This window comes from Streptomyces sp. NPDC005878, assembly GCF_040629815.1.
Lineage (GTDB): Bacteria > Actinomycetota > Actinomycetes > Streptomycetales > Streptomycetaceae > Streptomyces.
This window is the reverse complement of the sequence record NZ_JBEXWK010000003.1, coordinates 164,424-190,400: the sequence shown is the minus strand read 5'-3', so window position 1 is coordinate 190,400 and position 25,977 is coordinate 164,424. Positions and strand designations below refer to the sequence as shown.

Genomic DNA, 25,977 nt, shown 5'->3' with positions numbered 1-25,977 from the left:
GGCCGCTCAGGCCGACGCGCGCTTGCGGGGAGTCGTCTTCTTGGCGGCCGTCTTCTTGGCCGCCGTGGAGGTGGACTTCTTGGCCCCCGCCGAGGAGGACTTGGGCGACTGGGCCGTCTTCTTGGCGGTCTTCGAGGTCGACTTGGTGGCGGTCGACTTCGCGGCCGTCGTCTTCGTGGCGGCCTTGCCGGTGGTCTTCGCCGTGCTCTTCGCGGTGCTCTTCGCGGGGGTCCGGCCCGTGCTCCCGGCGGTCTTCTTCGCCGGGGCCGTCTTGCGGGCGGCGGTCTTGCGCGGCTTCAGCTCGGTGACCTCGGCCCGCTGCTCCCCGGCCGGCTCCCCCGCCTCCTCGCCGCGCGCCTCCTTCGCCGCGCGCACACTGTTCTCCAGCGCCGCCATCAGGTCGATGACCTTGCCGCCGCGCGGGGACTCGGGCGCCTCGGCCGGGGGCAGCGCGCCGCCCGCCTTGGACGCGATCAGGGCCTCCACGGCCTCCCGGTAGTCGTCGTGCAGGGTCTCCACGTCGACCTCGCCGAGGGTGTCCATCAGGGCGTCGGCCAGATCGAGCTCCGCGTCGCGGACCTTGACGTCACTGTCCGGGGCGACGCCCTCGGGCGTGCGGATCTCGTCCGGCCACAGCAGCCCGTGCATGGCGATGACGTCGTCCACGACCCGCAGCATCCCCAGCCGCTCGCGCCCGCGCAGCGCGAACTTGGCGACGGCCACCTTGCGGCTGCGCTTGAGCGCCTCCCTGAGCAGGGTGTACGGCTTGGCCGCCGGGACCCCGCTGGCGCTCAGGTAGTACGCCGTGTCGATCTGGAGCGGGTCGATGGAGTCGGACGGCACGAACGCGACGATCTCGATGGTCCTGGCGGTGGGCAGCGGCAGCGCGGCCAGGTCGTCGTCGCTGATGGGGACCAGCGACCCGTCGGCGTCCTCGTACGCCTTGCCGATCTCCGAGGCGTCCAGCTCCTCGCCGTCCAGCTCGCACACCTTGCGGTAGCGGACCCGTCCGCCGTCCTCCGTGTGGATCTGCCGGAAGGAGATCGAATGGCTCTCGGTCGCGTTGTAGAGCTTGATCGGAATGCTGACCAGCCCAAATGAGATCGCACCGTTCCATATGGATCGCACTATTCATCCTCTTTGCCGGGATTAGTGGGATTCTCATCGTATGACGCCGATCACATGGGTGGAGGGGCGACGGGTCGCCCTCTCCCGCCTGGAGAAGGTGCTGTACCCGGCGACCGGCACCACCAAGGGCGAGGTGCTCCACTACTACGCGTCCGTCGCGGGCGCGCTCCTGGCCCATCTGCACAACCGGCCGGTGTCGTTCCTGCGCTACCCGGACGGCCCCGACGGCCAGCTCTTCTTCACCAAGAATCCCCCGCCCGGCACGCCCTCCTGGGTGAAGACCGCCGCGGTCCCGCGCTCCGAGGACAGCGGCGCGCGCCAGGTGACGGTCCCGGACCTGTCGACCCTGATGTGGGCGGCCAACCTGGTGGTGGAGTTCCACACCCCCCAGTGGCAGGCGGACGCGCCCGCGCGGGCCGACCGGATGGTCTTCGACCTGGACCCCGGGGCCCCGGCGACGGTGGTGGAGTGCTGCGCGGTGGCGCGCTGGCTGCGCGAGCGCCTGGCGGCCGACGCCCTGCACGCGTACGCCAAGACCTCCGGCTCCAAGGGCCTGCACCTGCTCGTCCCGCTGGAGCCGACCGCCTCCGCGCACGTCTCGCGGTACGCCAAGGGCCTGGCCCAGGAGGCGGAGGCGGCCCTTCCCGAACTGGTCACCCACCGGATGGCGAAGGCGCTGCGCCCCGGCAAGGTGTTCGTCGACCACAGCCAGAACGCGGCGGCGAAGACGACGGCGGCGCCCTACACGCTCCGGGCCCGTGAGCGGCCGACGGTGTCGGCGCCGGTGACGTGGGAGGAGGTGGAGTCCTGCCGCACCCCCCAGGACCTGGTGTTCCTGCTCGGGGACATCGAACCGAGGCTGGCGGCGGACGGGGACCTGCTCGGCCCCCTGATCAACCTCAACCGGGCGGGGCGGCTGCCGTGAGCCTGCGGCCGCCGGTACGGGTGGCGCTGGCGCGGTCGGTACGGGAGCTGCCGCGCGGGCCGGGCTGGTGGTACGAGCCCAAGTTCGACGGCCACCGGATGGTGGTGTTCCGGGAGGCGTCCGGGGTGGTGCTCCAGGCCCGGTCGGGCCGGATCGTCACGGCCGCGTTCCCCGACCTGGTGGCGGCGGCGCTGGAGATGCCGGCGGGGTGCGTGCTCGACGGGGAGGTGGTGGTGTGGACGGGGGGCCGCACGGACTTCGCGGCGGTGCAGCGCCGGGCGGCGGCGACGCCCGCGCGCGCCGCGCTGCTGGCGGCGCGGCTGCCGGTGTCGTACGCGGCCTTCGACGTCCTGGCCGACGGCGGCGAGGACGTACGCCGGCTGCCGTACGGGGAGCGCCGCGCCCGCCTGGTGTCCCTGCTGGCCCCGCTCGGCCCCCCGCTCCAACCGGTCCCGGCGACCCCCGACGTCGACACGGCCCTGACCTGGTACGAGACGCTCCCCGCGAGCGGCATCGAGGGCCTGGTGGCCAAACGGGACGACTCCGCGTACCGGGGCGGGACGCGGGCGTGGCGGAAGGTGCGGCACACCGAGACGTGGGAGGGGGTGGTGGTCGGGTACGTGGGTCCGGCGCGGCGGCCCAGCGCGCTGGTGCTGGTACTGCCCGGGGACGACGCGGTGACGGTGTCGACGCCGCTGTCCCCGGGCCTGCGGGCGGAGGCGGGACGGGCCGCCCTGCCCCCGGGCCCGCCGACACGGACGGCGGTGGCTCCCGGGTGGGGGGAGGTGGGGTATACGGAGGTGGAGGCGGGGGGGTTGGTGGCGGAGGTGGAGCGGGGGTCGGCGCGGCTCGGGGTGACGACGGTGTTGCGTCTGCGGGGGGTGCCGGGGGTGTGAACCGGGGGGTGGGGGCTTGCGCCTGCGGGTGGGTGGTGGGTTGCTCGCGCCGTTCCCCGCGCCCCTGAAAGGTGCGTGGTCATCTACCGGCCGGTGGGGGCTTGTCGCGCAGTTCCCCGCGCCCCTAACCCCGTCGCCGTCTGCCGGTCGTGATGGGTTGCTCGCGCCGTTCCCCGCGCCCCTCAAAGGTGCGTGGCCATCTACCGGCCGGTGGGGGCTTGTCGCGCAGTTCCCCGCGCCCCTAACCCCGTCGCCGTCTGCCGGTCGTGATGGGTTGCTCGCGCCGTTCACCGCGCCCCTCAAAGGTGCGTGGCCATCTACCGGCCGGTGGGGGCTTGTCGCGCAGTTCCCCGCGCCCCTTTCGGCACCTCCGGGCGCTGTATGTCCGGCGGTCCAGACCCTCCGGCGTTTGAGGAGCGGGGTTCGGGGCGGAGGCCTGGGTCTTCAGGGGCGCGGGGAACTGCGCGGCCGGCCCCCGCCGGCCCGCTGGCTCACACGGAGCAACAAGCCGCAAGGCCGCAGGGCCGGCCGCCGGGGTCCCGGGGGCGTGGCCCCCGAGGGGCGCCGTGCTCGGGACGTCACGTTTGCAGCCAGGTGCGCCGGTCCCGCGCCCTCCAGTACAGCCCCTCCACATCCGCCGGCTTCAGCACACCCCCCGCCCGCGCCAGCCCACCCACCTCCGAGTCCCGCAGCACCCGGACGTCCCGGGGCGGCGGCACCGCGACGTCGACCCGTGACGCGTCCGACACGACCAGCACCCCCCGCACCCCGGCCACCAGCCCCAGCGCCACCCGCTCCGCGTCCCGCCGCACCCACCGCAGCACCGGGGACGGGGCCGAGCGCCCCACCCCCACCAGGGGGTCGGCGATCCGCACCCGGCGCCGGTCCGCCGCGACCGTACGGAACGTCATGACCCCGGCGGGGCCGATCGCGAGGTGGTCCAGGACCCCGCCTCCGGGCAGCGGCACCGAGTGCAGCACCCGCCACCCCGCCCCCTCCAGCGCGTCCAGCCCCGCCCCCACCCGCTCCTGCGCCGCGAGCAGCGCCCTGCGGGGATCCTGGCGGAAGCGGCGCGGCGGGCCGTGGCCGTCGAGTTCGCCCAGGAGCGCCTCGCCGGGGCGGTTGGGTGCCAGGTCGTCGTCGGGGTGCAGGGTCAGCCGAGCCAGGTCGGCCGACGTGGGGACGGGCGGCGGACCCACCGTCACCTCGCCCGTCACGAAGGGCGCGAGCGCCTGGAGGACCGCCTCGCGGCACTCCTCCATGAGGAGGCTGACGCGTCCGCTGTCCCTGTCGTACCAGGCGGCGCTTCTGCCGTCCGGGAGGCTGACGTACAGCCGTGCCCGTCCGTGCCGGTGCACCGGAACCACCCGCAGTGCCGACATCCCGCATCACCCCCACGCCCATGGGAACAGCACCGGCGGCGCAGGGCAATATCGCGGCTCGTATAGTGCGAGCGCCACCGCGCGCGACGCGCGCCGCTTCACCTCGGGAGGGGACGTCCAATGCTCATTTGGGGCACCAAGGGATATCTGTACCAGCTCGCCATGATGACGCTCGTCTGCGGGAACTGCGGCAACCCGGCCGCCCACGGCCTGCGGAAGTACGTCACCAAGTTCACGTTCTTCTTCATCCCGCTCTTCCCGGTCTCCACCAAGTACCGCACGCAGTGCACCTTCTGCGGGATGGAGCAGCAGATCGCCAAGGAGCAGGCCGAGCAGCTCCTGGCGATGGCCGCCGGGCCGCAGCCGGGCCAGCAGCCGCAGCAGCAGCCGCAGGGCCAGATGCAGGGCCAGGCTCCGGGGGCGGCCACGGGGCAGAACCCGTACCAGCAGTAGCGGGGAAGTCCTTCGCGGCTTCCCTCCCGGCTCCCTCGCCGGCTCCTTCGCCGTCTTCTTCCCCGTCATGGGGAGTTGTGACACGGACGGGAAGGCTCCGCGACACGGCCCTCCTACGGTGGTGATCATGACCAGGTCCACCACGCCCCCTCCCGCCATCCTGCGCCCCCGCCCGCACCGCACGGCCCGGCTCGTGGCCGCCGCCGCGCTCACCCTCACCGTCGGCGGCGGGCTCGCGGCCTGCGGCTCGGGTTCCTCCGGGACCGAGGCCAAGGCCCCCGACGTCACCGTGCGGAACACCGCCACCACCCGGGCCCGCCAGCAGGTGGGTCCGCTGAAGGCGGCCGTGCCGACGCGGGTGGTCATTCCGTCCGCCGGGGTCGACGCGGGCCCGGTGCTGCGGCTGGGGCTGGACGAGAAGCAGGAGCTGGAGGTGCCGCCGGTCGACAAGGCCGAGCTGGCGGGCTGGTACACCGGCAGCGTCACCCCGGGCGAGAAGGGCGCGTCCGTGATCGTCGCGCACTACGACACGGCCGAGGGGCCCGCGCTCCTGCGTGACGTGAAGAAGATGCACGTGGGGGACGTGATCAGGATCGGCAGGGCGGACCGCTCCACGGCCGTCTTCACGATCCGCGAGACCCAGCAAGTGGACAAAACAGACTTCCCTACGAATAAGGTCTACGGGAAGACCGACCGTCCGGAACTCCGCCTCATCACCTGCGGCGGCCCGATCAAGAACGGCCACCGCTCGGCCAACATCATCTTCTACGCCGACCTGGTGAAGGTGGAGTAGCCCGGCGGCGGTGCCGCTCGCGAGTACGCCGCCCTCCGCACGACAGGAGCACCTTGACCCGCCACCGCCGCCCCCTGAGCGCAGCGCTCCCGCTGCTCGCCGCCGGCGCCGCAGCCCTGCTGCTCTCCGGCTGCGGCAACGCGGGCAGCCTGGAGGGCGCGGGCGCGACCCCCACGGCGGTCGGCCCGGTCCACCTCTGGCCCGATCTGCCCAAGCCCACGACGACGCCGCAGGACTACGGCGAGGGCCAGACGGAGCGGGTGCCCGGCATCAGGGTCCCGGGCGGCGACGTCCGCGCCCTGGACCCGGTCGCGGTCGTCCAGGCCGAGGTGCGCGCCCACCCCGACCAGTACACGGGCGCCGACGGCCTCTACGAGGAAACGGTTCGCCAGCTCAACCGCTGCCGCCAGAAACCGAAGGCCTGCCCGGTGCTGCGCGCGTACTACCGCGATCTGACCGGCGACGGCAGGGACGAGCTGATCCTCGGCATCAAGATGCCCGAGCAGCAGCTCGCCGTGCGCTGCTACATGCCCGACCGCGACGCCCTGACCCGGATCATGTCCACCTCGGACCAGCTGATCGGCGTGGAGCTGGCCGGGCGGGACGTCATCCTGCACTCGGTCTCGGCGGGCATCCCGGGGTACGAGTACCGCACCGCCTGGTCGTGGGACGACCACCAGCGCGCGATGCTGCCCACCCGCGACGAGATCATCCGGGTCGAGCCGCAGCACTCCCTCGGCGCCCGCCCCAAGAGCCCGGGCCCGTCCGCCGCCCGCTCGCCGCGCCCCACCGCGAGCGCCCGGTGAGGGCGCCCCGGCTGCCGGCCTGGACGGCGACGCTCACCTGGAAGGCCGCGGTCTTCATCACCGTGATGTGCTGCGCGCTCGCGGCGCTGCTCGGTGTGCTCGTCCACGTCTCGGTGACCCGGCAGACGGTCGGGCAGGCCCGCGACAAGGCGCTGGACAAGCTGGAGGAGGTCTCGCGCGCGTACGAGGCGGGCGAGCCGCTGCCGCCGGGGTCGGGTCTCGACCCGCAGGACCTGCCGGCCTCCCTGCGCACGCTCGCCCTCTCCGGCAGGCGCGGCACGGTCGTGGCCGACGACCGCGGCCGGCCCACCATGTGGGCGGCGGGTCCGGCCGACGGCCGGGCGATCGCCGCCTCCATCGACTACAGCCAGAGCGCCCGTACCATCACCGGCCTCGACCAGGCGATTCTCGGCTCCTCGATCCTCGCCATCGGCGCCACCCTGCTGGTGGGCGTCTTCGGCGTCACCCGGGTCACCCGCCGGCTGCACCAGACGGCGACGGTGGCCCGCCGGATCGGCGCGGGCGACCTCGACGCCCGGGTCGACGACCCCCGTACGAAGAACCCCTCCCGGCCCCAGGACGAGGTGGCCACGGTCGCCGGGGCGCTCGACACCATGGCCGGGACGCTCCAGAACAAGCTGCTGAGCGAGCAGCGGTTCACCGCGGACGTGGCCCACGAGCTGCGCACCCCTCTGACCGGGCTGCACGCGGCGGCCGAACTGCTGCCCGAGGGACGGCCCGCCGAGCTGGTACGGGACCGGGTGCGCGCGATGCGCTCGCTCACCGAGGACCTGCTGGAGATCTCCCGTCTGGAGGCGGGCAGCGAGCGGGTCGAGCCCGATCTGGAGCAACTGGGGCCGCTGGTGGAGCGCGTGGTGCGGACCTCGGGGACGGGGACGGAACTCACCGTCGTGCGCGACACCTTCGTGGAGACCGACAAGCGCCGCCTGGAGCGGGTCCTGGCCAACCTCCTGGGCAACGCCCACAAGCACGGCGCGCCGCCGGTCGAGCTGACGGTGGACGGGCCGGTGGTGACGGTGCGGGACCACGGCCCCGGCTATCCCGCCTACCTCCTCGACCACGGCCCCCAGCGCTTCAGGACCGAGGGCGGCAACAAGGGGCACGGACTGGGCCTGACCATCGCGGTCGGCCAGGCCGCGGTCCTCGGGGCCCAGCTGCGCTTCGGCAACGCCCCGGACGGCGGCGCGCTGGCGCGGCTGACCCTGCCGGAGTACGCGGACCCGGACGGCGGTCCGCCGGGCCCCGGGCACCCGGACGGGCAGGCCGGGGCCGGGGGCGCGGGAGGGGCGCGTACCCCGTCCGGCGGTCCTCGCCCCCCTGAGCGCTTTGCGGGCGGCAACGAGCGAACCTAACGTGAGCGGGGCGAGCCAAGGAGCCGCGGTGCGCGGCCCTCCCCTCCCCAGGAGGCACTGTGTCCCCACGTAACCCGCTTGCCCTGCTCGGTCTGACCCTGGCCACCGGAGCGGTCGCCGTCCTCGCCTCCGCCGCTCCCGCCGCCGCCGGGGAATCCGCGCCCAGCGCCGTCCACAAGGGCCGGGTGACGGCCTCGTCCGGCCTGTATCTGCGGGACAAGCCGACCCGCAGCAGCAGGGTGGTGGCGTTCGCGCCGTACGGCGCGATCGTCCACATCTTCTGCAAGACCCGCGGCAGCAGCGTCCACGGCAACGGCGTCTGGTATCTGCTCCAGGACGGCACCTGGGCCTGGGGCTCGGCGCACTACATCGCCAACATCGGCTCGGCGCCCCGCTGGTGCTGAGCCCGGCTCACCGTCCGAGCAGGCGCGCCTTCGCGGCCGTGAACTCCTCGGAGGTGAGCACTCCCTGCTGAGCCAGCTCTCCCAGTTGGCTCAGCAGGCCCACCAGAGCGGCGTCGGGAACGCGCGCCGCGGAGTCGGGCGCGGGCGCCGCGGAGTCGGGAGCGGGCGCCGCGGAGTCGGGGGCGGGCCGCGCGGGGCGGGGGCCGCCCACCAGGAGCCCGCGCAGCAGCGGGGTGCCGGCCGGGCGCTCCACCGGGGTTGCCGCCGCTCGGGCGGGGCGGATGAACATGGCTCAGCCTTCCTCTCGTACGGTCCCCGCCCGCGCGGCCAGGGCCGCCCTGACCTCCTCCAGGCGCTCCGGCGGGATGCGCACCGACCCGGCGACGTACCCGCCCGCGGCCCGCACCCCCCGGGCGGCCTCCTCGGCCCACAGGTGCTCGATCAAAACGACCAGCGCGCAACTGCCGGGGGCGAGCAGGCCCGCGGCCTCCTCGACGTCCTCCGGCCCGATCAGCCGTTCCGCCCCCTGCCCGGCCAGCACCCCGGCCAGCTCCTCGAACGCGTCGAGCTCGGCGGCGGACACCTCGCCCGCGGCGGTCCTGGTGACGACCAGCGCGTCGACCATCCGTACCGCGCGGGATCTGCGCACGCCCACGAGCGAGTCGACGGCTTGGACCCGCAGCCGCTCCTCGGGGAAGGCGAGGACGATGAACTCCACGGGTCCCATGGCGCGCTCCTCCGTGACGGTCCGTCAAAAGTCCCACCCCTCGGCACACTATGACATAAGGGGACACAGCGGCCCCGGCTTGCTACGTTGCCCGACATGACCGCACCGACGGCGGCGGACGCACCCCCGCCCGCCCCGCACCCCGCCGGACGCCGGGGCGTCGAGCTCTCGCTGCTGGTCTGCGCCGTCCTCACCCCGGTCTACGGATACGCCGGCGTCGGCCTCGCCAGGAGCGGCGCCGTACCGCCCGACGCGGTCCGCTACGGCGCCGGGCTCGGGCTGCTGGCCCTGCTCGCCCATCTCGCGGTCCGCTGGCGGGCCCCGTACGCCGACCCGCTGCTGCTGCCCATCGCGGTGCTGCTCAACGGCCTCGGGCTGGTCCTGATCTACCGCCTCGACCTGGAGACCCCGCACAGCGCGGCCGCGCCCTCCCAGCTCGTCTGGTCGACGGTCGGCGTCGGGCTCTTCACCGTGGTCGTCCTCCTGCTGCGCGACCACCGCGTCCTGACGCGCTACGCCTACCTCTCGGCCGCCTCCGCGCTGGTGCTGATGGCGCTGCCGATCCCCTTCCCGGCCGTCAACGGCGCCAAGATCTGGGTGCGCCTGGGCGGACTCTCCTTCCAGCCGGGTGAGTTCGCCAAGATCCTCTTCGCGGTCTTCTTCGCCGGGTACCTGGCCGCCAACCGCCACGCGCTCGCGTACACCGGCCGCCGCGTCCGGCGGCTCCAGCTCCCCACCGGCCGGGTGCTGGGCCCGATCGTGACGATCTGGCTGCTCAGCGTCGGCCTCCTGGTCCTGGAGCGCGACCTGGGCACCTCGCTCCTCTTCTTCGGCCTCTTCGTGATCATGCTGTACGTGGCGACCGGCCGCACCGGCTGGATCGCGGTCGGGCTGCTGCTCGCGGCCGTCGGCGCGGCGGCCGTCGGCTCCCTGGAACCGCACGTCCACAGCCGGGTGGAGGACTGGCTCCACCCCTTCGCCTCCATCGAGGCCGGCCGGGGCCCGGGCCAGCTCGCCCAGTCGCTCTTCGCCTTCGCGGCGGGCGGGTTCCTCGGCACGGGCCTGGGCGCCGGGCACTCGGTCCTGATCGGGTTCGCCGCGAAGTCCGACTTCATCCTGGCGACGGCGGGCGAGGAGTTGGGCCTGGCCGGACTGTCCGCCGTGTTCCTGCTGTACGGACTGCTCGTCGCCCGCGGCTACCGCGCCGCGCTGACCCTCAGCGACCCGTTCGGGCGGCTGCTGGCGGTCGGGCTCGCCTCGATCCTCGCCCTCCAGGTGTTCGTGATCGCGGGCGGGGTGACGGGACTGATCCCGCTCACCGGCATGGCGATGCCGTTCCTGGCCCAGGGCGGTTCCTCGACCGTCACCAACTGGGTGATCGTGGCGCTCCTCATCCGGATCAGCGACCGCGCGCGCACCCCGCGCCCGGCCGCGGCGGCCGGCGCGCCCACCCCCGTCCGGACGGGAAGCCGATGATCCGCTACATCCGGCGGGCGGCCGCCTGTTCTCTGGTGCTGCTGGTGGCGCTGCTGCTGAACGCGGCCCGCATCCAGGTCTTCCAGGCCGACACGCTGGACGCCAACCCCGCCAACCGCCGTATCCCGCTGGCCCGTTACGGCCAGCCGCGCGGTGACGTACTGGTGGACGGCAGGGCGGTCACCGGCTCCAAGGACACCCGCCAGCCGCTGCGCTATGAACGGACCTACACCGACGGGCCGCTGTACGCGCCGGTCACCGGGTACTCCTCCCAGGTGTACGGCACGACGCTCGTCGAGGCCGCCGAGGACCCGGTGCTCTCCGGCTCCTCCCCGCTGCTCCGGCCCCTGTGGGACGGCCTCACCCGCAAACGGCCCGCGGGCGGGCACGCGGTCACCACCATCAGGGCCGCCGTGCAGCGGGCCGCCTTCCGGGGGCTCGCGGGCCGGCGGGGCGCGGTCGCGGCCGTGGAGCCGGCCACCGGCCGGATCCTCGCGCTGGTCAGCAGCCCCAGTTACGACCCGGGGCGGCTCTCGGGGACCGGGCGGGCGGTCGAGAGCGCCTGGGCCGCGCTGAACGCGGACCCCGCCCGGCCGATGCTCAACCGGGCGATCCGGCAGACCTATCCGCCCGGCTCCGCCTTCAAGATCGTGACGGCCGCGGCGGCACTCGACGCGGGCGCCGTCACCGACGTGGACGCCCCGACCACCACGCCCGACCCGTACGTCCTGCCCGGCACCAGCACCACGCTGCCCAACGAGGCCGAGGGGTGCGGCAGGGCCTCGCTCGCGTACGCCGTCCTGGTCTCCTGCAACACGGTGATGGCGCATCTGGGCGTGAAGGTGGGGCTGGCGGGGATGCTGGAGGCGGTGGGGCGGTTCGGCTTCAACGACACGGGGCTGCGGATCCCCTCGCCGGTGGCCGCGTCCAACTTCGACCGCAAGATGGGCCCGGACCAGCTGGCGCTCTCCTCCATCGGCCAGTTCGACACCACCGCGACCCCGCTCCAGATGGCGATGGTCGCGGCGGCCGTGGCCAACGGCGGGGAGCTCAGACGCCCCTACCTGGTGGAGCGGACGACGACCGCGCGCGGCACCACGGTCGCCCTGAACGGCCCGCGCCCGCACCGCCAGGCGATGAGCCCGGCCACCGCGCTGCGGCTCCAGCAGCTGATGGTGGACGTGGTGGAGAAGGGCACCGGCACCAACGCGGCCATCCCCGGCGCGCGGGTGGGCGGCAAGACGGGCACCGCGCAGAACGGCGTGGGCAACCGGGGCCACCCGTACGCCTGGTTCATCTCCTGGGCGCGGGGCCCGGACGCGGCGCAGCCCGCGGTGGCGGTGGCGGTGGTCGTCGAGGACGCGGAGGCCGACCGCGCGGACATCAGCGGCGGCGGGGACGCGGCTCCGGTCGCGAAGGCGGTGATGGAGGCGGCGCTGGCCGGGTGAGCGTCGCCTCCCCGAGGCGTCGGCCGCGTCCGGGGACGCGGGTCAGCCCGTGGCGCCCTGGGCGATCGCCTCGTCGACCTCGGCGACCCGCGCCGTCTCCTCCCGGCCGAACCGCTCGGCGTCCAGGCGTTCGGCGATCTCCTCGTCCTCGGCCATCAGCAGGTCCAGGTTGGAGTCGCCCAGGTCCAGGACGCCCATGTCCACGTACGCCTGCTGGAGGCGCTTGCCCCACAGGCCGATGTCCTTCACGCAGGGGACGATGCGGCTGAAGAGCAGCTTGCGGAACAGGTGCAGGAACTCGTTCTGCTCCGAGAACCGCTCGGCCTCCGCCTTGGGGATGCCGAAGTTCTCCAGGACCTCCACCCCGCGCAGCCGGTCGCGCATCAGATAGCAGCCCTCGATGACGAACTCCTCGCGCTCGCGCAGCTCCGCGTCGGTGAGCTGCTTGTAGTAGTCGCGCAGGGCCATCCGTCCGAACGCCACGTGCCGGGCCTCGTCCTGCATCACGTACGCCAGGATCTGCTGGGGCAGCGGCTTGTCGGTGGTGTCGCGGAGCATGCCGAACGCGGCGAGCGCGAGCCCCTCGATCAGGACCTGCATCCCGAGGTAGGGCATGTCCCAGCGGGAGTCGCGCAGGGTGTCGCCGAGCAGGCCCTGGAGGTTGTCGTCGACCGGGTAGAGCATCCCGATCTTCTCGTGCAGGAACCGGCCGTAGATCTCGGCGTGCCGGGCCTCGTCCATGGTCTGGGTGGCGGAGTAGAACTTGGCGTCCAGGTCCGGCGCCGACTCCACGATCCGGGCGGCGCACACCATCGCGCCCTGCTCACCGTGGAGGAACTGGCTGAACTGCCAGGAGGTGTAGTGCCGGCGCAGCTCGCCCTTGTCCTTGCCGGTCAGCTTGGACCAGTAGCGGGTGCCGTAGAGGGTCATCGCCTCGTCGGGGGTGCCCAGCGGGTCGTACGGATCGACCTCGATGTCCCAGTCGATGCGCTTGGCGCCGTCCCACTGCTTGTCCTTGCCCTTCTGGTACAGGGCGAGGAGGCGCTCGCGGCCGGCGTCGTAGTCCCAGCTGAAGCGGGCCGCGCCCGAGGCGGGGACCTCCCAGAGCGGGTCCTGCGGGCCGTTCACATACAGGTCGTGCGTCGACACGTGCGGCTCCTTCGCGTCGCGGATTTCCCTGACCGACCGTTACTCGCGGGTTCAGGGGCAGGCTCACACGGTGGTAGACGCCGGGTCAACAAGTCGGCCCCAAGGGATTGACGCGCTTGCTGACAGGCAGTCTCATAAGAGTTGACCGCCGGTAACCCCCTTCGAGGCCGACTCACCGAGGTGCCCCAGCCATGACGACCGTGACGACAAGCGAAGTGCTCCGCGACGCGCTCGGACTGCTCCGGGACCGCGAGGAGGTCGCCGAGCGGCTCCTCGCGTCGTCCGCCAAGCACTCCTTCGACCCCGACAAGGAACTCGACTGGAGCGCTCCGTTCGAGGACGGCAAGTGGTTCTGGCCGCCGGAGCTGCTCTCCCTCTACGACACCCCGATATGGCGGAAGATGTCCGAGGAGCAGCGCCAGGAGCTCTCCCGCCACGAGGCCGCATCGCTCGGCTCGCTCGGCATCTGGTTCGAGATCATCCTGATGCAGCTCCTGGTGCGCCACATCTACGACAAGCCGGTGACCAGCAACCACGTCCGCTACGCGCTCACCGAGATAGCCGACGAGTGCCGGCACTCGATGATGTTCGCCCGCGTGATCCAGAAGAGCGGCTCGCCCGCCTACCCGGTCCCCCGGCTCTACCACAACCTCGCGCGCGTCCTGAAGACCGTCTCCACCACCCCCGGCTCCTTCGCGGCCACCCTCCTGGGCGAGGAGATCCTGGACTGGATGCAGCGGCTGACCTTCCCGGACGAGCGGGTGCAGAGCCTGATGCGCGGGGTGACCCGGATCCACGTGGTGGAGGAGGCCCGCCATGTCCGGTACGCCCGCGAGGAGTTGCGGCGCCAGATGGTCACCGCGCCCGCCTGGGAGCGGGAGCTGACCCGGGTCAGCTGCGGCGAGGCCGCCCGCGTCTTCTCCACCTGCTTCGTCAACCCCCAGGTGTACGAGAACGTCGGCCTGGACCGCCGGGAGGCCGTCGCCCAGGTGAAGGCGAGCGGGCACCGGCGCGAGGTCATGCAGAACGGCGCCAAGCGGCTGACCGACTTCCTCGACGACATCGGGGTGCTGCGCGGGGTCGGCCGCCGGCTGTGGCAGAGCTCGGGCCTGCTGGCCTGAGCGGACCCGGATGCCCTTCACTCCCGGCCAACCGCACGCGAGCGCCGGGGTCAAGCCGGGACACGGGGATTACGCTGCCCGTATGACCTCACCGGCCGCCACCCCCGCGTACCGCAGGCTCAGCGTCGAGGAGCGCCGCACCCAGCTCCTCGGCGCCGCGCTGACGCTCTTCGCGCACCGGGCCCCGGAGGACGTCTCGCTCGACGACGTCGCCGAGGCCGCCGGGGTCTCGCGCCCGCTGGTCTACCGGTACTTCCCCGGCGGCAAGCAGCAGCTGTACGAGGCGGCGCTGCGCTCGGCCGCCGACGAGCTCGAACTCTGCTTCGCCCAGCCCCAGAGCGGCCCGCTCACCCGCCGCCTGTCCCACGCCCTCGACCGCTATCTGGCCTTCGTCGACGAGCACGACACGGGGTTCTCGGCGCTGCTCCAGGGCGGCAGCGTCGCCGAGACCTCCCGGACCACCGCGATAGTCGACGAGGTGCGCCGGGCCGCCGCCGAGCAGATCCTCCTCCACCTGGGGGTGGAGAGCCCGGGTGCACGGCTGCGGATGATGGTGCGCACCTGGATCGCCGCCGTCGAGGCCGCCTCCCTCATCTGGCTCGACGAGGAGAAGCAGCCTCCGCTGCCGGAGCTGCGCGACTGGCTGGTGGACCATCTGGTGGCCCTGCTCACCGCGACCGCCGCCACCGACCCGCAGGCCGCCGCCGTCGTCCGGGCGGCCCTGGCCCTGGAGTCCGGCGACGGCCCGGCCGGCCTCCTTGCCCGCCGGGTGATCCCGGTCCTCTCCGACGCCGCCCACCTGCTCTGACGCGAGCGGCGCGGGCGGTGGTGGTGTGACACTTGGGGCGTGCAGAGCGAGAACACCCTCTTTGTCGGCGGCCCCCTCGACGGGCGCGTCCTGCCCGTCCTGCTCGGCCCCACGGGCAAGCCGCCCCAGTGGTACGAGGTCCCGGTCCCGGACGCCGGCGGCGGCCCGCCGGCCGTCCACGCGTACCGGCTCGAACCCGCCGGGCACAGCAAGCGGCTCGGGCTGCCGCGCGGCTGGAAGTACGCCTACGTCCCCGAGGGGCGCGAACCGCGCCGCTGGCCCTGGAGCAGGCCGAGGCCCCGCGCCTAGGGCGTGCCCGCGGTGTCCGCGGGGCGCGATAGGCTCGCTGGTCCACGCCGTGCCGCAGGGGGAGTTGAACCATGGAGGCGCTGACCGCCGAGGAACCGCGCGAGCTCGGTCCGTACCGGATGCGGGCCCGACTGCGCGAGACCGGCACCGCCCGGGTCTACCTCGCCCACGGGGCGGACGGGCGCGGGGTCTGCGTGACCGCCGCCCGTCCCGACCTCGCCGCGCTGCCCGCCTTCCGCACCCGCTTCCGCGCCGAGGCACAGGCCGCCGAACGGCTTGCCGGCCCCTGGGTGCCGCCGGTCCTGGCCACCGGGCCCGAGGAGTGGCTGCCGTGGCTGGCCACCCCGTTCACGGCCGCGCTCACCCTCGCGGAGGCGGTGGCGCTCGCCGGACCGCTGCCCGAACCGGCCGTGCGCACCCTGGGCGCGGCGCTCGCCGCCACTCTGGAGCGGGCGCACGCGGTCACCGGCGAGGCCTTCCAGGGCCTGGGCCCCGACGTCGTGCTGCTCACCGCCGAGGGGCCGCTCGTCACCGCCTTCGGCGTGCTCGGCGGCGCCAGCGCGGCCAGCGCCGGTGAGGGCGGCCGGCTCGGCGTCACCGTCGGCTATCTGACGCCGGAACAGGTCGCCGGGGAGCAGCCCGGCCCGGCCGCCGACGTCTTCATGCTGGGCATGCTCCTCGCGTACGCGGCCGGGGGCGCGGGGCCGTTCGACTCCGGCCCCGCCGACGCGGCCGCCCACCGCATCGCGCACGCCGTCCCCGACCTCACCCCGGTCCCGGCCGCCCTGCGTCCGCTGCTCGGGCGCTGTCTGGCCAAGGCGCCCGGGGCGCGCCCGGCCCCCGCCGAGGTGGCCGCCGAGCTGTCCCCGAGCGGGGCCGCCCCGCTGCCCGGCGCCGGCTGGCTGCCCCCGCGTCTGACGGCCGCGATCGCCGAACGGGCCGCGCAGGCGCGGGAGTTGCCCGGCGCCGTGGTGGCGGACCGGGTGCCGCCGCCCGCCGCCGTGCCGCCGCCCGCGCCCGTGACGAACGGCCTCCCGGCCGCTCCCCCACAGCCCGCCCGGGCCCCGCTGCCCCTGCCCGTACCGCCGGAGCGCGCCCCCGCGACGGCCGGGTCCGCCGGGGGCGGCCTCGCCCGGTTCACCGGCGACCGGCGTTCGCTGCTGACGGCCGGACTCGCGGCCGCGGCCGGACTCGCGGTCGGCGCGGCCGGGGTGCTGGCGTTCGACGGGGACGGCACGGACGCCGAGACCCCCGCCGCCGACAGCAAGCCCGCCGCCCTCCCGAGGCCGGTGCCCGGGGCTCCCCCGGCCCCCCGCTGGGGGTACGCGGTCCCCGGCGGCAAGCTCCTGGGCACCCCGCTCGTCCAGGGCGCGGTCCTGGTCGTGCCCGGCGCCGCGCTCACCGGAGTCGACCTGCGCACCGGCCGCCAGTTGTGGCACCGCCCCGAACTGGCCGGGGTCGCCCAGCTCCAGCAGGCGGGCACCGACCCGGCGGTGGCGTTCGGCGTCGGCCCCACCGAGTTCACCTGGTTCGCGGTGGCGGACGGCGCGGTCCGCCAGAAGGTGCCGTACACCCGGCTCGCGCCCGGCATGGGCACCCCCGAAGTGCGCGCGCACGACGGCACGACGGTGTGGTTCACCGCCACCGTCGGCAAGGACACCTCGCTGTACGCGTACGACATCGCCACCCGCACCATCCTGTGGCGGCGCCCGTTGGGCCGGGGCGAGACCTTCGCGTGGACGGCCGTCGTCGGCGGCCGGCTCATCGCGCGGCGCCCGGCGGCGAGCCCGCCCAAGGGCGCCAAGCAGGTCCTCGCGGAGTTCTTCGCGGTCGACCCGAAGACGGGCAAGGACCTGTGGTCGCGGTCGTACGGCGCGGTGCTGCCCACCGACACCGCGGAGCTCTCGCCCGACGGCGTGCTGCTCACCACGGCCGGCGGCGGCCTCCAGGCGTTCGACCTGGAGACCGCGAAGCAGCGCTGGCAGCGCGCCAGGGGCACGACGCTCTACGGAACGCCCCTGCTGGACAAGGCAGTCGTGTACGCCCCCGACAACGGGACGAGGATCGCCGCGGTCGCGGCCGCAGACGGCCGCGAGGCGTGGGTCGCCTCCACCGACCTGGCGCCCGTGGGCGCGGTGGAGACCCGCGCGGTGGCGAGCGCCTCCGGCCGTACGGTCCTGGCGCTCGACCCGTTCCAGGTGACCGCCCTGGACGCGGCGAGCGGTGAGCGGCTGTGGAAGTTCCAGGACGCGGGCACCAAGGAGCAGTCGGCGGACCGGGGAGGCTACCGGGCGGTGGCGGCGGGCCCGGACACGGCGGTGGTGTGGCACGGGACGACGCTGTACGCGCTGCCGGTGCGGTAGCCGACCCCGGCCCCCTCGGCAAGCGCCCGCACCGGGGTACGGCCGGACGGGGGGACTATTCGCACCATTCACCCGGCTCGGCGCGCACCGCACCGGATCACCGTGCCACCATCCGACCGGAGGTGATCACGTGTCAGAAAGATCCCTGCGTACGGTGTGCACGGCGGCGGCCGTCGCGGCGGCGCTCGTGTCCGCGGTCCCCACGGCGCAGGCCGCGCCCACGCCGCCGCAGAGCCCGGTGACCGGCCTGCTCACGCAACTGCGGACGCTGTACCGGCAGGCCGAGGAGGCGTCCGAGGCGTACAACGCCGCCGAGGAGCAGCTGAAGGCGCGCGCGGCGGACGAGAAGAAGGTGGCGGCCGGGCTGACGAGGGCGCGGACCGAGCTGGCCCGCAGCCGCGAGGCGGCCGGGCGCCTGGCCCGGGAGCAGTACCAGGGCCGCAGCGATCTCTCCACGTATATGCGGCTGCTGCTGGCGCGCGATCCGCAGGGGGCCCTCGACCAGGACCATCTCATGCGGCGCGCCACGGACGGGCGCCGCGTCGCGCTGGCGCGGCTGGCGCGCACGGAGAAACAGGCGGACGCCCTCGCCCGGGAGGCGCGCAAGGCGCTGGACGAGCAGGCGGCGCTGGCCGCGCGGCAACGGCGCGCGCGGGACGAGGTGCGGGCGCGGCTGAACGACGTGGAGGGCCTGCTGGCGTCGCTCAGCGAGGAGCAGCTGGCCGAACTCGCCGCGCTGGAGCGGGAGGGCACGGCGAAGGCCCAGCGGGACCTGCTGGCGACGGGGGCGCTGAGCGGGGTGCGGGCGCCGTCGCCGGAGGGGGAGGAGGCGGTGCGGTACGCGGTGGGGCAGGTGGGCAAGCCGTATGTGTGGGGCGCGGAGGGGCCGGGCTCGTACGACTGCTCCGGCCTGACCTCGCAGGCGTGGGCGCACGCGGGACGGACGATCCCGCGCACCTCGCAGGAGCAGTGGGCGTCGCTGCCGCGGGTGCCGCTGCGGGCGCTGCGGCCCGGGGACCTGGTGGTGTACTACCCCGGGGCGACGCACGTGGCGCTGTACGTGGGGGACGGGATGGTGGTGCAGGCGCCGCGGCCCGGGACGCGGGTGAAGGTCTCGCCGATCGCGTCGAACCCTCTGCTGGGGGCGGTGCGGCCGGATCCGGGGGTGGGGGGTGTGCGGGGGTATCGGCCCTTGCGGGTGGTGGTGGGGGAGGGTTCGGATGAGGGGTACGGGGAGGGTGACGCTCCTGCGGAGGAGTAGCCCCCACCCCGCCCGTTCCCTCAACCCTCCGGGGGTGGGGGTGGGTGGAGGCCCGGTTCCCCGGGGGCTGCGCCCCCGGACCCCCTCTCGTGTCCGGCTGCGGCCCGGTGGGGGCCGATCGCGCAGTTCCCCGCGCCCCTAAAAGCCTCGGCTCCGCCATCGCGTCCACCCTGACGGCCCCCCGGCTGGGGGCGCGAGCAACCCCCACCCCCCCGTACCCAAACACCAAGCCCTGAAGGGGCGCGGGGAACTGCGCGAGCAACCGACCACCACCCGCAGCCGAACAACCGGCCCCTTCAGGGGCGCGGGGAACTGCGCGACCAGCCCCCCACCCACCCGCAGATGAACATCGGCCCAAAAGGGGCGCGGGGAACTGCGCGGGCAACCCACCACCACCCGCGGCCCGGCAACGGGTCCGGGGCTACGCCCCGGAGGCCTCTGCCAGGTACGCCGCCGCCTTCTCCTCCTCGAAGAAGAAGTTCTCGAAGTCCGACGGGTCGTCGAAGCCGTTCGCGAAACGGTCCGCCACCGGCTGGAGTTCGGATGCCGCGCCGATCAGCCGGAGGACGTGCTCCGGCGGCGCCCCCAGCATCGCGTTCGTCCACTTCACCACGGGCTGCGCGGTCGCCCAGTACCGCTCGAACGTCCCCCGCATCCACGCCTCGTCGAACGCCTCCTCGCCCCGCTCCAGAATGGACGCGAGGTAGGACGCCGCGCACTTGGACGCCGAGTTGGAGCCCTGGCCGGTGATGGGGTCGTTGGCGACGACCACGTCGGCCACGCCCAGGACCAGGCCGCCGCCGGGCAGCCTGCCGACGGGGTTGCGGACGGTGGGGGCGTACCGGCCGGCCAGCGTGCCCCCGGCGTCCGTCAGTTCGACCTTGGTCGCCCGCGCGTACTCCCACGGGGTGAAGCGTTCCATCAGCTCCAGCGTCAGCGACAGGTGCTCGCCGGGGTCCGTGACCCCCTGGAAGACGTCCAGCGGGCCGCCGGGGATGCCCTCCCAGAAGAGGATGTCGGCCCGGCCGGACGTGGTCAGCGTCGGCATCACGAACAGCTCGCCCACCCCGGGGACCAGGTTGCAGCGCACCGCGTCGAAGTCGGGGTGCTCGGGGCGCGGGCCGAGGCCGTGCACGTAACTGACCGCGAGGGCCCGCTGCGGCTCGGTGAACGGCGAGCGCGAGGCGTCGCGGCCGAACATGGACACCAGCTCGCCCTTGCCCGCCGACACCAGCACCAGGTCGTAGGTGCGGGCGAAGAAGTCCAGGTCGGAGACGGCCGCACCGTGGATCACCAGCTGGCCGCCGCGCTGCGCGAACGTCTCCATCCAGCCCGCCATCTTGACCCGCTGGTCGACGGACTGCGCGTAGCCGTCGAGGCGGCCGACCCAGTCGATGGGCCGGGAGGCGTCGGGGGCGGCCACCGAGACGCCCAGGCCCTCGATGCGCGGGGCCTGGGACTCCCAGAAGTTCAGGCCGAGGTCCCGCTCGTGCTGGAGCGCCGTGTGGAACATGCACTGCGTCGACATGACCCGCCCGGAGCGGATCTCGTCGGCCGTGCGGTTGGACATCAGGGTGACCTCGTACCCCTTCGACTGGAGTCCGAGGGCCAGCTGGAGCCCGGACTGGCCGGCCCCGACTATCAGGATTCTCCGCATGCGAATGTGCTCCGATACGTCAGCAGATATGAGAAAGAGGAAGGTGCCCGCGCCCCGGAGGACCGCGCCCCCGCGGGGCCGCGTCCCGCTATTCCGGCAGCTCGTCCAGCGCGTGGGCCACCAGTCCCAGCAGCGACTCGATCACCGTGATCCGGTCGCGCGCGTCCATGATCACGACGGGGATGTGCGGCGCCACCGTCAGCGCCTCCCGGACGTCCTCCGGCTCGAAGGACTCCGTTCCCTCGAAGTGGTTGACCGCCACGATGTACGGCAGGCCGCAGCTCTCGAAGTAGTCGAGCGCCGGGAAGCAGTCGGAGAGCCGGCGGGTGTCGGCGAGCACCACCGCGCCGATCGCCCCGCGCACGATGTCGTCCCACATGAACCAGAAGCGCTGCTGGCCGGGCGTGCCGAACACGTACAGGACGAGGTCGTCGTCGAGCGTGACCCGGCCGAAGTCCATGGCCACGGTCGTGGTGGTCTTCTCCGGGGTCGACGACAGGTCGTCCGTGCCCTCGCTCGCCTGGGTCATCACCGCTTCCGTCTGGAGCGGGGTGATCTCCGAGACGGACGACACGAACGTCGTCTTGCCCACGCCGAAGCCGCCCGCCACGACCACCTTGGTGGCGATGGGTGCCCGGGTGCGGTCCTGCTGCCAGGGCCGCAGCTCCTCGTCGGCGGACAGCGCGGGTGCCGGGGGCGCGTCCGGCACCAGGAGTTCAGAGGCGGCGGAGTCCACTCATGACCCTTTCGAGCAGCGCGCGGTCGGGCCGCCCGGAGCCGTGCCCGGTCCCGTACACACGGATTCTTCCCTGGTCGGCCAGGTCGCTCAGCAGCACCCGGACGACCCCCAGCGGCATGCGCAGCAGCGCCGAGATCTCCGCGACCGTGCGCATCGCACGGCAGATCTCCACGATCGCCCGCATCTCCGGCATCAGCCGCATCGGTGACGCGCCCAGCGCCCTGCGCTCCTCGGGCGCCTCGATGGCCGCCACGAACGTCTCCACGAGCAGGACGTGGCCGAAGCGGGTACGACCGCCGGTGAGGCTGTACGGGCGGACCCGGGCCGGTTTGCGGCCGGCACCTCGTATCGGCAGTTCGGGGGCGGACGAGGTCACTGGACGGCCTCCATCGACTGGCGCAGCTCGCTGCGGAGTTCGGGGGTGAGCACGTGTCCGGCGCGGCCGACGAAGAGGGCCATGTGGTACGCGACGACGCTCACGTCGCAGTCCGGGGTGGCGTGCACCCCCAGCAGCGAGCCGTCGCTGATCGACATGACGAAGACGCTGCCCTCCTCCATGGCGACCACGGTCTGCTTGACGCCGCCGCCGTCCATGAGCCGCGCGGCCCCGTGGGTGAGGCTGCCGATGCCGGAGACGATGGTGGCGAGGTCGGCGCTGGAGCCGCGCGGGCCCTCGGGGCGGGGCTCGGTGCGGGTCTGGCGCTGGTCCGGGTCGGACGAGAGCAGCAGCAGGCCGTCGGAGGAGACGACCGCCACCGACAGCAGGCCCGGCACCTCCTCGACCAGGTTCCGCAGCAGCCAGTGCAGATTGCGGGCCTCGCTGCTCAGTCCGAACGTGCCGGTGCCGGTCGCGGTCAACTGCGTGCCTCCTCGACTGTCTCCCCCGTCTGTGGCCTCTGGTTCTTCTGCTCTTCTTCGCTCGGTGTACGCGGGACTTCCTGGATCTCGGTCTCGGCGTGCCGGCGGCCCTCCAGGGCGCCCTGCTGGAATCCGCCGAGCCGCTTCCGCAGGGCGTCGGCCATCTCCGCGCCGCCCTTGCGCGGGGCGGGGGCGGCGGGGCCGGACTTGACCACCTTCGGGGTGCGCTTGGGCAGCCCCTTGTCGGTGACGCGCTGGGCGGGGACGGCCGGGGAGGGCTCGGGCTCCGGCGCGGTGTCCGGTCGCCTCTTGGTTTCCGGTGCCGGTGCCGGTGCCGTCTCCGGTGCCGCTTCCGTCTCCGGTTCCGTCTCGTCGGCCGACGGTGCCGGGAGCCGCATCTCGAACGTGGGCTCGTCGACCCGCTCGTGCGCCTCCGCCTCAGCCTCTGTCTCAGCCTCTGTCGCCGCCGCGGCTTCCGCCTCCGCGTCGGCCGGGACCGGGGCCTGCGCCGGGGCGGGCGTCTGCTTCGGGAGCGGGATCTGCGCGGTGCGCTCCGCCCGCTCGGGCAGCACGTTGGAGTTGGCCTCCGCCAGCGCGCCGGGCAGCGTGAAGCGCGGGGCGTCGCTCTGCGCCGGCACCGCGTGCGGCGGCGCGGCCGGGGGCGTCTTCGGCAGGAGCGCCTCGGGCAGCACGACCACCGCCGCGAGGCCGCCCTGCTTCTGCTCGCGCAGCTCGATCCGCACCCCGTGGCGCCGGGCGAGCAGCGCGGCGACGTGCAGTCCGAGCCCGCCGGACTCGGTCCCGGGCTCCCCCGGCTCGTACGAGGAGGGGTCCGCGAGCCGCATGTTCAGCTCGGTGCGGCGGGCGGGGCTCACGCCGATGCCCTCGTCCTGGACGGAGAGCATGACCTCGCCGCTCTCCAGCTGCCAGCCCGAGAGCTGGACCTGCGCGTCCGGCGGGGAGAAGGAGGTGGCGTTCTCCAGGAGCTCGGCGACCAGGTGGCTGAGGTCGTCGGCGGCGAACCCGGCGACCTGGGCGTGCGAGGGCAGGGCCTGGATGACGACCCGCTCGTACCGCTCGATCTCGCTGACGGCGGCCCGCAGCACGTCGACGAGCGGGACCGGCCCGGGGTGGTTGTGGTGGTGCTCGGCGCCCGCGAGGACCAGCAGGTTCTCGCCGTGGCGGCGGATGACCGTGGCCATGTGGTCGAGCTTGAAGAGCGTGGCGAGCTGGTCCGGGTCCTGCTCGCGCTCCTCCAGGCCCTCGATGATGCCCAGCTGGCGCTCGACCAGGCCGAGGCTGCGCAGGCCCAGGTTGACGAAAGTGTGCTGCACGGTCCCGCGCGCCCGCTCGACCTGGGCGGTCAGCTCCCGTACGGAGGCGGCGAGTTCCGCGCGTTCGGCGGCGAGGTTCGTACGGTCCTCGCGGGCCTCGTCCAGCTGCGCGGCAACGGTGTCGGCGCGGCCCGCGTGCTCGCGCAGCCGGTCGTGGAGCGTGTTGAGGGAGCGGACGACCTGGGCGAACTCGTCGTTGCGGCCGGTGAAGCGGACCGGCTCCTCCGTCTCGGGGGCGCTCGCGAGCCGGGCCGCGCCGCGCCGGAGCACCGCGAGCGGCCGGGTCAGGCTGCGGGCGCTCGCGGAGGAGATGCCGACGGCGAGCAGCAGCAGCGCGCCGACCAGCGCGACCCGCAGCTCCAGGCCGGTCACGTCGTCGTCGCGCAGCGACTCGAACTGTTTCACCTGGGCGGCGGCGAGCGCCGACTCGGTGCCGCGCATCCGGTCGATGCGCGCGGTGAGCGCGGCGGCGACCTTGTCGGCGCCCAGCCTCCGGTCGGCGGAGCTGAGTTGCGGCTGGTCGGTGAGGCGGGCGAGGTAGCGCTCGGCGGCGTCCACGTCCGGGCCGGTGACCGTGGTCGAGAGCTTCTCGCGGGCGGTGGCGGGGGCGGCCTGGTCGAAGTCGGCGAGCGCGGCCTGCTCGCGCACCCGCGCCTGCTGCCCGGCGGCGCTCAACGCGTCCCGGGTGCGCCCCTCTTCGCCGTCGCCCGCGTCCTTCTGGACGTACCGCCCGGTGATCGGGTCGTAGACCGGGGCGGTGGCCTTCTGCGGGACCGAGAGCGCGGCGACCAGCAGGCCCCGGGTGGCGGAGGCCTGTTCGACGGCGCGGCCGAGGTCGGCCGGGGCGCGGGAGGCGCCGGCGGCGCGCGGGGGCGTCCGGGCGGCCAGCTCGTCGGCGAGGCCGAGCAGCTTGCCGATCACGTCGGAGTACGTGCGGTGGGCCTCCAGAGCCGTGCCCTTGCCGGTGAGCGCGGTGCGGCGCAGCGAGGGCACGGTGGCCAGGTCGCGGCCGAGGGCGGCGGGCGCGGTGGCGCGGATCTCGTCGATGCGCCGGTCGACGCGGGTGGCGCGGTCCTTGAGCGCGGCGTCCTCGCGCGGGTCGCGGCCGCCCGCGATGTACGCGGTGAGGTCGTCGCGTTCGTCGGCGAGGGCGTGGGCGAGGGTGACGGCCTGCTGGTCGAGTTCGGCCAGGGTGACCAGGCGCTGGGACTCGTTGAGGTCCGAGGAGGCGGTGAGCAGCGCGGGGGCGCCCGCGCCCAGGACGGTGAGGGAGACCAGGGCGACCGAGGTGACCAGCCGGGTCCGTACGCGCACGGGGCGCGCGGCGCCCGTGGCGCCCTTGACGGTCTCGCCGTCCTTGCCCCGAGGCCGCTTGTTCTGCACCGGTGCTCTCAATCTTGACTCGTCCACCATGAAGCCGAGGTGACGACCGGTCATGCGTCTCTTGCGTCGTATGCGACGCGTTCCCACCCCTGCACGGCTTCCGACCATTCCAGTGGTTTTGGGAAGGAGGCATGCAACATCCACTCCGCCACCCGAACGAGTGAACAACACTCGGGAGTTGGCGTTCAACTCCCGCGGAATGCCCGCCCCCGCTCGTGTGGGAGGCCGGTTGGAACTTCCGCGCGGGCTTTGGCAGGATGCCCGCCCACAGCTTCCCGGGGGGCCTCCCGCACGGGCCGCGACGCCCGGTCCCCCCAACTGGTCCAGGCCAATTGGGGGTCAAGGGGGCGGAGTGGAGGGGTCGTGCAGACTGGCTCCATGCGCATCGAGCTCGCCACGGCCCCCGGAGACCCCGCACGCCCCAACGAGGACTGGGCCGCCGCCGCGCTGCCCGCCGCCGGGCGGGGCGGCGTGCTGGTGGTGCTGGACGGGGTGACCCCGCCCCCGGGCAACGGCGACTGTGTGCACGACGTGCCCTGGTACACCGCCCGGCTCGGCGGCGCGCTGACCGAACTGTCCGGTTCGCGGCGCGACATACCGCTGACCGCGATCCTCGCGGAGTCCATCGGGCGCACCGCCGACGCCCACCGGGGCACCTGTGACCTTTCTCACCCGCGCACACCTCAGGCGACCGTGGTCCTGGCGCGTTGGGACGAGGAGGCGGTGGAGCATCTGGTCCTCTCCGACTCCGCGCTGCTCCTGGAGTCACCGCACGGCGCGGTCCGGGCGGTCCTGGACGACCGGCTGGAGCGGCTGCCGGGCGACCTGCTCGTCTCGGACGAGGTGGCCGACGCCCGCGCCCGCAACAAGCAGGGCGGTTTCTTCACCGCCGCCGCGGACCCCTCGGTGGCCGAACGCGCGGTCACGGGGCGTACCCCGGTACGGGACGTACGCGCGCTCGCCGCGCTGACCGACGGCGCGACCCGGTGGGTGGAGACCTTCCGCGAGGGCGACTGGGCGGGGTGCCTGGCGCTGGTGGCCAAGGCGGGACCGCGGCGGCTGATCGACCGGGTGCGGGAGCTGGAGCACGCGGACGCCGACGCCGGCCGTACGTATCTGCGGCGGAGCAAGACGCACGACGACGCCACCGCCGTGTACGTGGAGCTCTGAGGCGCGGCCGCCGG

Annotated in this window: 25 protein-coding genes; 15 read left to right on the top strand and 10 right to left on the bottom strand. The window is 74.2% G+C overall.

Annotated elements, in window-relative coordinates:
* Window positions 1-6: 6 nt before the first annotated feature.
* Entirely contained in the window at window positions 7-1,128 is a 1,122-nt protein-coding gene (locus ABZ404_RS07155) for a Ku protein (protein ID WP_358833882.1), read from the bottom strand.
* Between the two features lie 40 nt (window positions 1,129-1,168).
* On the opposite strand from ABZ404_RS07155, the gene ligD reads away from it, so the two are divergent.
* Together ligD and ABZ404_RS07145 are read left to right on the top strand one after the other, a co-directional pair.
* The gene (gene ligD, locus ABZ404_RS07150; RefSeq protein WP_358833883.1) at window positions 1,169-2,053 is read left to right on the top strand and encodes a non-homologous end-joining DNA ligase; all 885 of its coding nucleotides are present in this window, start codon (window positions 1,169-1,171) and stop codon (window positions 2,051-2,053) included.
* Entirely contained in the window at window positions 2,050-2,949 is a 900-nt protein-coding gene (locus ABZ404_RS07145; protein WP_358990217.1) for an ATP-dependent DNA ligase, read from the top strand. Before ligD ends, ABZ404_RS07145 begins: the two co-directional genes overlap by 4 nt.
* A gap of 578 nt (window positions 2,950-3,527) precedes the next feature.
* Here the strand turns inward: ABZ404_RS07145 and ABZ404_RS07140 are convergent.
* Window positions 3,528-4,331 carry an NERD domain-containing protein gene (locus ABZ404_RS07140; protein ID WP_358837250.1) on the bottom strand — a complete coding sequence of 268 codons (804 nt, stop codon included), beginning with the start codon at window positions 4,329-4,331 and terminating at the stop codon, window positions 3,528-3,530.
* 120 nt (window positions 4,332-4,451) lie between these two features.
* Here ABZ404_RS07140 and ABZ404_RS07135 point away from each other — a divergent pair, with 120 nt between their 5' ends.
* The 5 genes from ABZ404_RS07135 (at window position 4,452) to ABZ404_RS07115 (ending at window position 8,160) form a co-directional block, all read left to right on the top strand.
* A complete protein-coding gene (locus ABZ404_RS07135; protein ID WP_358837249.1) occupies window positions 4,452-4,784 on the top strand; it encodes a zinc-ribbon domain-containing protein in 333 nt (110 codons plus the stop codon).
* Window positions 4,785-4,911: 127 nt separating this feature from the next.
* Window positions 4,912-5,577 (top strand): class F sortase, encoded by a 666-nt coding sequence (locus ABZ404_RS07130; RefSeq protein ID WP_358837248.1) that lies wholly within the window; start codon window positions 4,912-4,914, stop codon window positions 5,575-5,577.
* Between the two features lie 53 nt (window positions 5,578-5,630).
* On the top strand, window positions 5,631-6,383 hold the full coding sequence (locus tag ABZ404_RS07125) for a hypothetical protein (RefSeq protein ID WP_358837247.1): 753 nt from the start codon (window positions 5,631-5,633) through the stop codon (window positions 6,381-6,383).
* Window positions 6,380-7,756: a HAMP domain-containing sensor histidine kinase gene (locus ABZ404_RS07120; protein ID WP_358837246.1), complete on the top strand. Its 1,377-nt coding sequence runs from the start codon at window positions 6,380-6,382 to the stop codon at window positions 7,754-7,756. The genes ABZ404_RS07125 and ABZ404_RS07120 overlap by 4 nt, the downstream gene beginning before the upstream one ends.
* Window positions 7,757-7,815: 59 nt before the next feature.
* Window positions 7,816-8,160, top strand: a complete 345-nt coding sequence (locus ABZ404_RS07115) for an SH3 domain-containing protein (RefSeq protein ID WP_358990215.1) — start codon at window positions 7,816-7,818, stop codon at window positions 8,158-8,160.
* Between the two features lie 7 nt (window positions 8,161-8,167).
* Here the strand turns inward: ABZ404_RS07115 and ABZ404_RS07110 are convergent, their stop codons facing one another.
* Complete coding sequence (locus ABZ404_RS07110) at window positions 8,168-8,449, bottom strand: SHOCT domain-containing protein (protein ID WP_358990212.1); 282 nt, start codon at window positions 8,447-8,449, stop codon at window positions 8,168-8,170.
* A 3-nt stretch (window positions 8,450-8,452) separates the two neighbouring features.
* Window positions 8,453-8,887, bottom strand: coding sequence for a DUF6325 family protein (locus ABZ404_RS07105; protein WP_358834291.1), 435 nt, complete (start codon window positions 8,885-8,887; stop codon window positions 8,453-8,455).
* Between the two features lie 96 nt (window positions 8,888-8,983).
* Here ABZ404_RS07105 and ABZ404_RS07100 point away from each other — a divergent pair, with 96 nt between their 5' ends.
* Window positions 8,984-10,363, top strand: a complete 1,380-nt coding sequence (locus ABZ404_RS07100) for an FtsW/RodA/SpoVE family cell cycle protein (protein WP_358834292.1) — start codon at window positions 8,984-8,986, stop codon at window positions 10,361-10,363.
* Complete coding sequence (locus ABZ404_RS07095) at window positions 10,360-11,811, top strand: penicillin-binding transpeptidase domain-containing protein (RefSeq protein ID WP_358834293.1); 1,452 nt, start codon at window positions 10,360-10,362, stop codon at window positions 11,809-11,811. The genes ABZ404_RS07100 and ABZ404_RS07095 overlap by 4 nt, the downstream gene beginning before the upstream one ends.
* 42 nt (window positions 11,812-11,853) lie before the next feature.
* On the opposite strand, the gene ABZ404_RS07090 is transcribed toward ABZ404_RS07095, so the two are convergent.
* Entirely contained in the window at window positions 11,854-12,960 is a 1,107-nt protein-coding gene (locus ABZ404_RS07090; RefSeq protein ID WP_358834294.1) for a ferritin-like domain-containing protein, read from the bottom strand.
* Between the two features lie 191 nt (window positions 12,961-13,151).
* Between ABZ404_RS07090 and ABZ404_RS07085 the strand changes: the two genes are divergently transcribed.
* From ABZ404_RS07085 to ABZ404_RS07065, 5 genes are all read left to right on the top strand, one after another.
* Window positions 13,152-14,081 carry a diiron oxygenase gene (locus ABZ404_RS07085; RefSeq protein ID WP_358834295.1) on the top strand — a complete coding sequence of 310 codons (930 nt, stop codon included), beginning with the start codon at window positions 13,152-13,154 and terminating at the stop codon, window positions 14,079-14,081.
* 82 nt (window positions 14,082-14,163) lie between these two features.
* Window positions 14,164-14,889: a TetR/AcrR family transcriptional regulator gene (locus tag ABZ404_RS07080; protein ID WP_358834296.1), complete on the top strand. Its 726-nt coding sequence runs from the start codon at window positions 14,164-14,166 to the stop codon at window positions 14,887-14,889.
* A 39-nt stretch (window positions 14,890-14,928) separates the two neighbouring features.
* Window positions 14,929-15,198, top strand: a complete 270-nt coding sequence (locus tag ABZ404_RS07075; RefSeq protein WP_358834297.1) for a hypothetical protein — start codon at window positions 14,929-14,931, stop codon at window positions 15,196-15,198.
* 71 nt (window positions 15,199-15,269) lie between these two features.
* Window positions 15,270-17,561: a PQQ-binding-like beta-propeller repeat protein gene (locus tag ABZ404_RS07070; protein WP_358834298.1), complete on the top strand. Its 2,292-nt coding sequence runs from the start codon at window positions 15,270-15,272 to the stop codon at window positions 17,559-17,561.
* Window positions 17,562-17,691: 130 nt separating this feature from the next.
* A complete protein-coding gene (locus tag ABZ404_RS07065; RefSeq protein WP_358834299.1) occupies window positions 17,692-18,822 on the top strand; it encodes an NlpC/P60 family protein in 1,131 nt (376 codons plus the stop codon).
* A 421-nt stretch (window positions 18,823-19,243) separates the two neighbouring features.
* On the opposite strand, the gene ABZ404_RS07060 is transcribed toward ABZ404_RS07065, so the two are convergent.
* From ABZ404_RS07060 to ABZ404_RS07040, 5 genes are all read right to left on the bottom strand, one after another.
* On the bottom strand, window positions 19,244-20,479 hold the full coding sequence (locus tag ABZ404_RS07060; RefSeq protein WP_358835885.1) for a styrene monooxygenase/indole monooxygenase family protein: 1,236 nt from the start codon (window positions 20,477-20,479) through the stop codon (window positions 19,244-19,246).
* A gap of 88 nt (window positions 20,480-20,567) precedes the next feature.
* Complete coding sequence (locus ABZ404_RS07055) at window positions 20,568-21,191, bottom strand: ATP/GTP-binding protein (RefSeq protein ID WP_358835894.1); 624 nt, start codon at window positions 21,189-21,191, stop codon at window positions 20,568-20,570.
* A gap of 4 nt (window positions 21,192-21,195) precedes the next feature.
* Window positions 21,196-21,594 carry a DUF742 domain-containing protein gene (locus ABZ404_RS07050; protein ID WP_358835886.1) on the bottom strand — a complete coding sequence of 133 codons (399 nt, stop codon included), beginning with the start codon at window positions 21,592-21,594 and terminating at the stop codon, window positions 21,196-21,198.
* The gene (locus ABZ404_RS07045) at window positions 21,591-22,076 is read right to left on the bottom strand and encodes a roadblock/LC7 domain-containing protein (RefSeq protein WP_358835887.1); all 486 of its coding nucleotides are present in this window, start codon (window positions 22,074-22,076) and stop codon (window positions 21,591-21,593) included. The genes ABZ404_RS07050 and ABZ404_RS07045 overlap by 4 nt, the downstream gene beginning before the upstream one ends.
* Window positions 22,073-24,847 carry a nitrate- and nitrite sensing domain-containing protein gene (locus ABZ404_RS07040; protein ID WP_358835888.1) on the bottom strand — a complete coding sequence of 925 codons (2,775 nt, stop codon included), beginning with the start codon at window positions 24,845-24,847 and terminating at the stop codon, window positions 22,073-22,075. Before ABZ404_RS07040 ends, ABZ404_RS07045 begins: the two co-directional genes overlap by 4 nt.
* Before the next feature lie 324 nt (window positions 24,848-25,171).
* Between ABZ404_RS07040 and ABZ404_RS07035 the strand changes: the two genes are divergently transcribed.
* A complete protein-coding gene (locus tag ABZ404_RS07035; RefSeq protein ID WP_358835889.1) occupies window positions 25,172-25,963 on the top strand; it encodes a hypothetical protein in 792 nt (263 codons plus the stop codon).
* Window positions 25,964-25,977: the final 14 nt, after the last annotated feature.

What these genes read in the sequence shown, in the direction of transcription:
- ligD (WP_358833883.1), top strand. Translation starts at nt 1,169, where the DNA reads ATGACGCCGATCACATGGGTGGAGGGGCGACGGGTCGCCCTCTCCCGC.
- ABZ404_RS07140 (WP_358837250.1), bottom strand. Translation starts at nt 4,331, where the DNA reads ATGTCGGCACTGCGGGTGGTTCCGGTGCACCGGCACGGACGGGCACGG.
- ABZ404_RS07135 (WP_358837249.1), top strand. Translation starts at nt 4,452, where the DNA reads ATGCTCATTTGGGGCACCAAGGGATATCTGTACCAGCTCGCCATGATG.
- ABZ404_RS07130 (WP_358837248.1), top strand. Translation starts at nt 4,912, where the DNA reads ATGACCAGGTCCACCACGCCCCCTCCCGCCATCCTGCGCCCCCGCCCG.
- ABZ404_RS07110 (WP_358990212.1), bottom strand. Translation starts at nt 8,449, where the DNA reads ATGTTCATCCGCCCCGCCCGAGCGGCGGCAACCCCGGTGGAGCGCCCG.
- ABZ404_RS07105 (WP_358834291.1), bottom strand. Translation starts at nt 8,887, where the DNA reads ATGGGACCCGTGGAGTTCATCGTCCTCGCCTTCCCCGAGGAGCGGCTG.
- ABZ404_RS07100 (WP_358834292.1), top strand. Translation starts at nt 8,984, where the DNA reads ATGACCGCACCGACGGCGGCGGACGCACCCCCGCCCGCCCCGCACCCC.
- ABZ404_RS07095 (WP_358834293.1), top strand. Translation starts at nt 10,360, where the DNA reads ATGATCCGCTACATCCGGCGGGCGGCCGCCTGTTCTCTGGTGCTGCTG.
- ABZ404_RS07085 (WP_358834295.1), top strand. Translation starts at nt 13,152, where the DNA reads ATGACGACCGTGACGACAAGCGAAGTGCTCCGCGACGCGCTCGGACTG.
- ABZ404_RS07080 (WP_358834296.1), top strand. Translation starts at nt 14,164, where the DNA reads ATGACCTCACCGGCCGCCACCCCCGCGTACCGCAGGCTCAGCGTCGAG.
- ABZ404_RS07070 (WP_358834298.1), top strand. Translation starts at nt 15,270, where the DNA reads ATGGAGGCGCTGACCGCCGAGGAACCGCGCGAGCTCGGTCCGTACCGG.
- ABZ404_RS07060 (WP_358835885.1), bottom strand. Translation starts at nt 20,479, where the DNA reads ATGCGGAGAATCCTGATAGTCGGGGCCGGCCAGTCCGGGCTCCAGCTG.
- ABZ404_RS07040 (WP_358835888.1), bottom strand. Translation starts at nt 24,847, where the DNA reads ATGACCGGTCGTCACCTCGGCTTCATGGTGGACGAGTCAAGATTGAGA.
- ABZ404_RS07035 (WP_358835889.1), top strand. Translation starts at nt 25,172, where the DNA reads ATGCGCATCGAGCTCGCCACGGCCCCCGGAGACCCCGCACGCCCCAAC.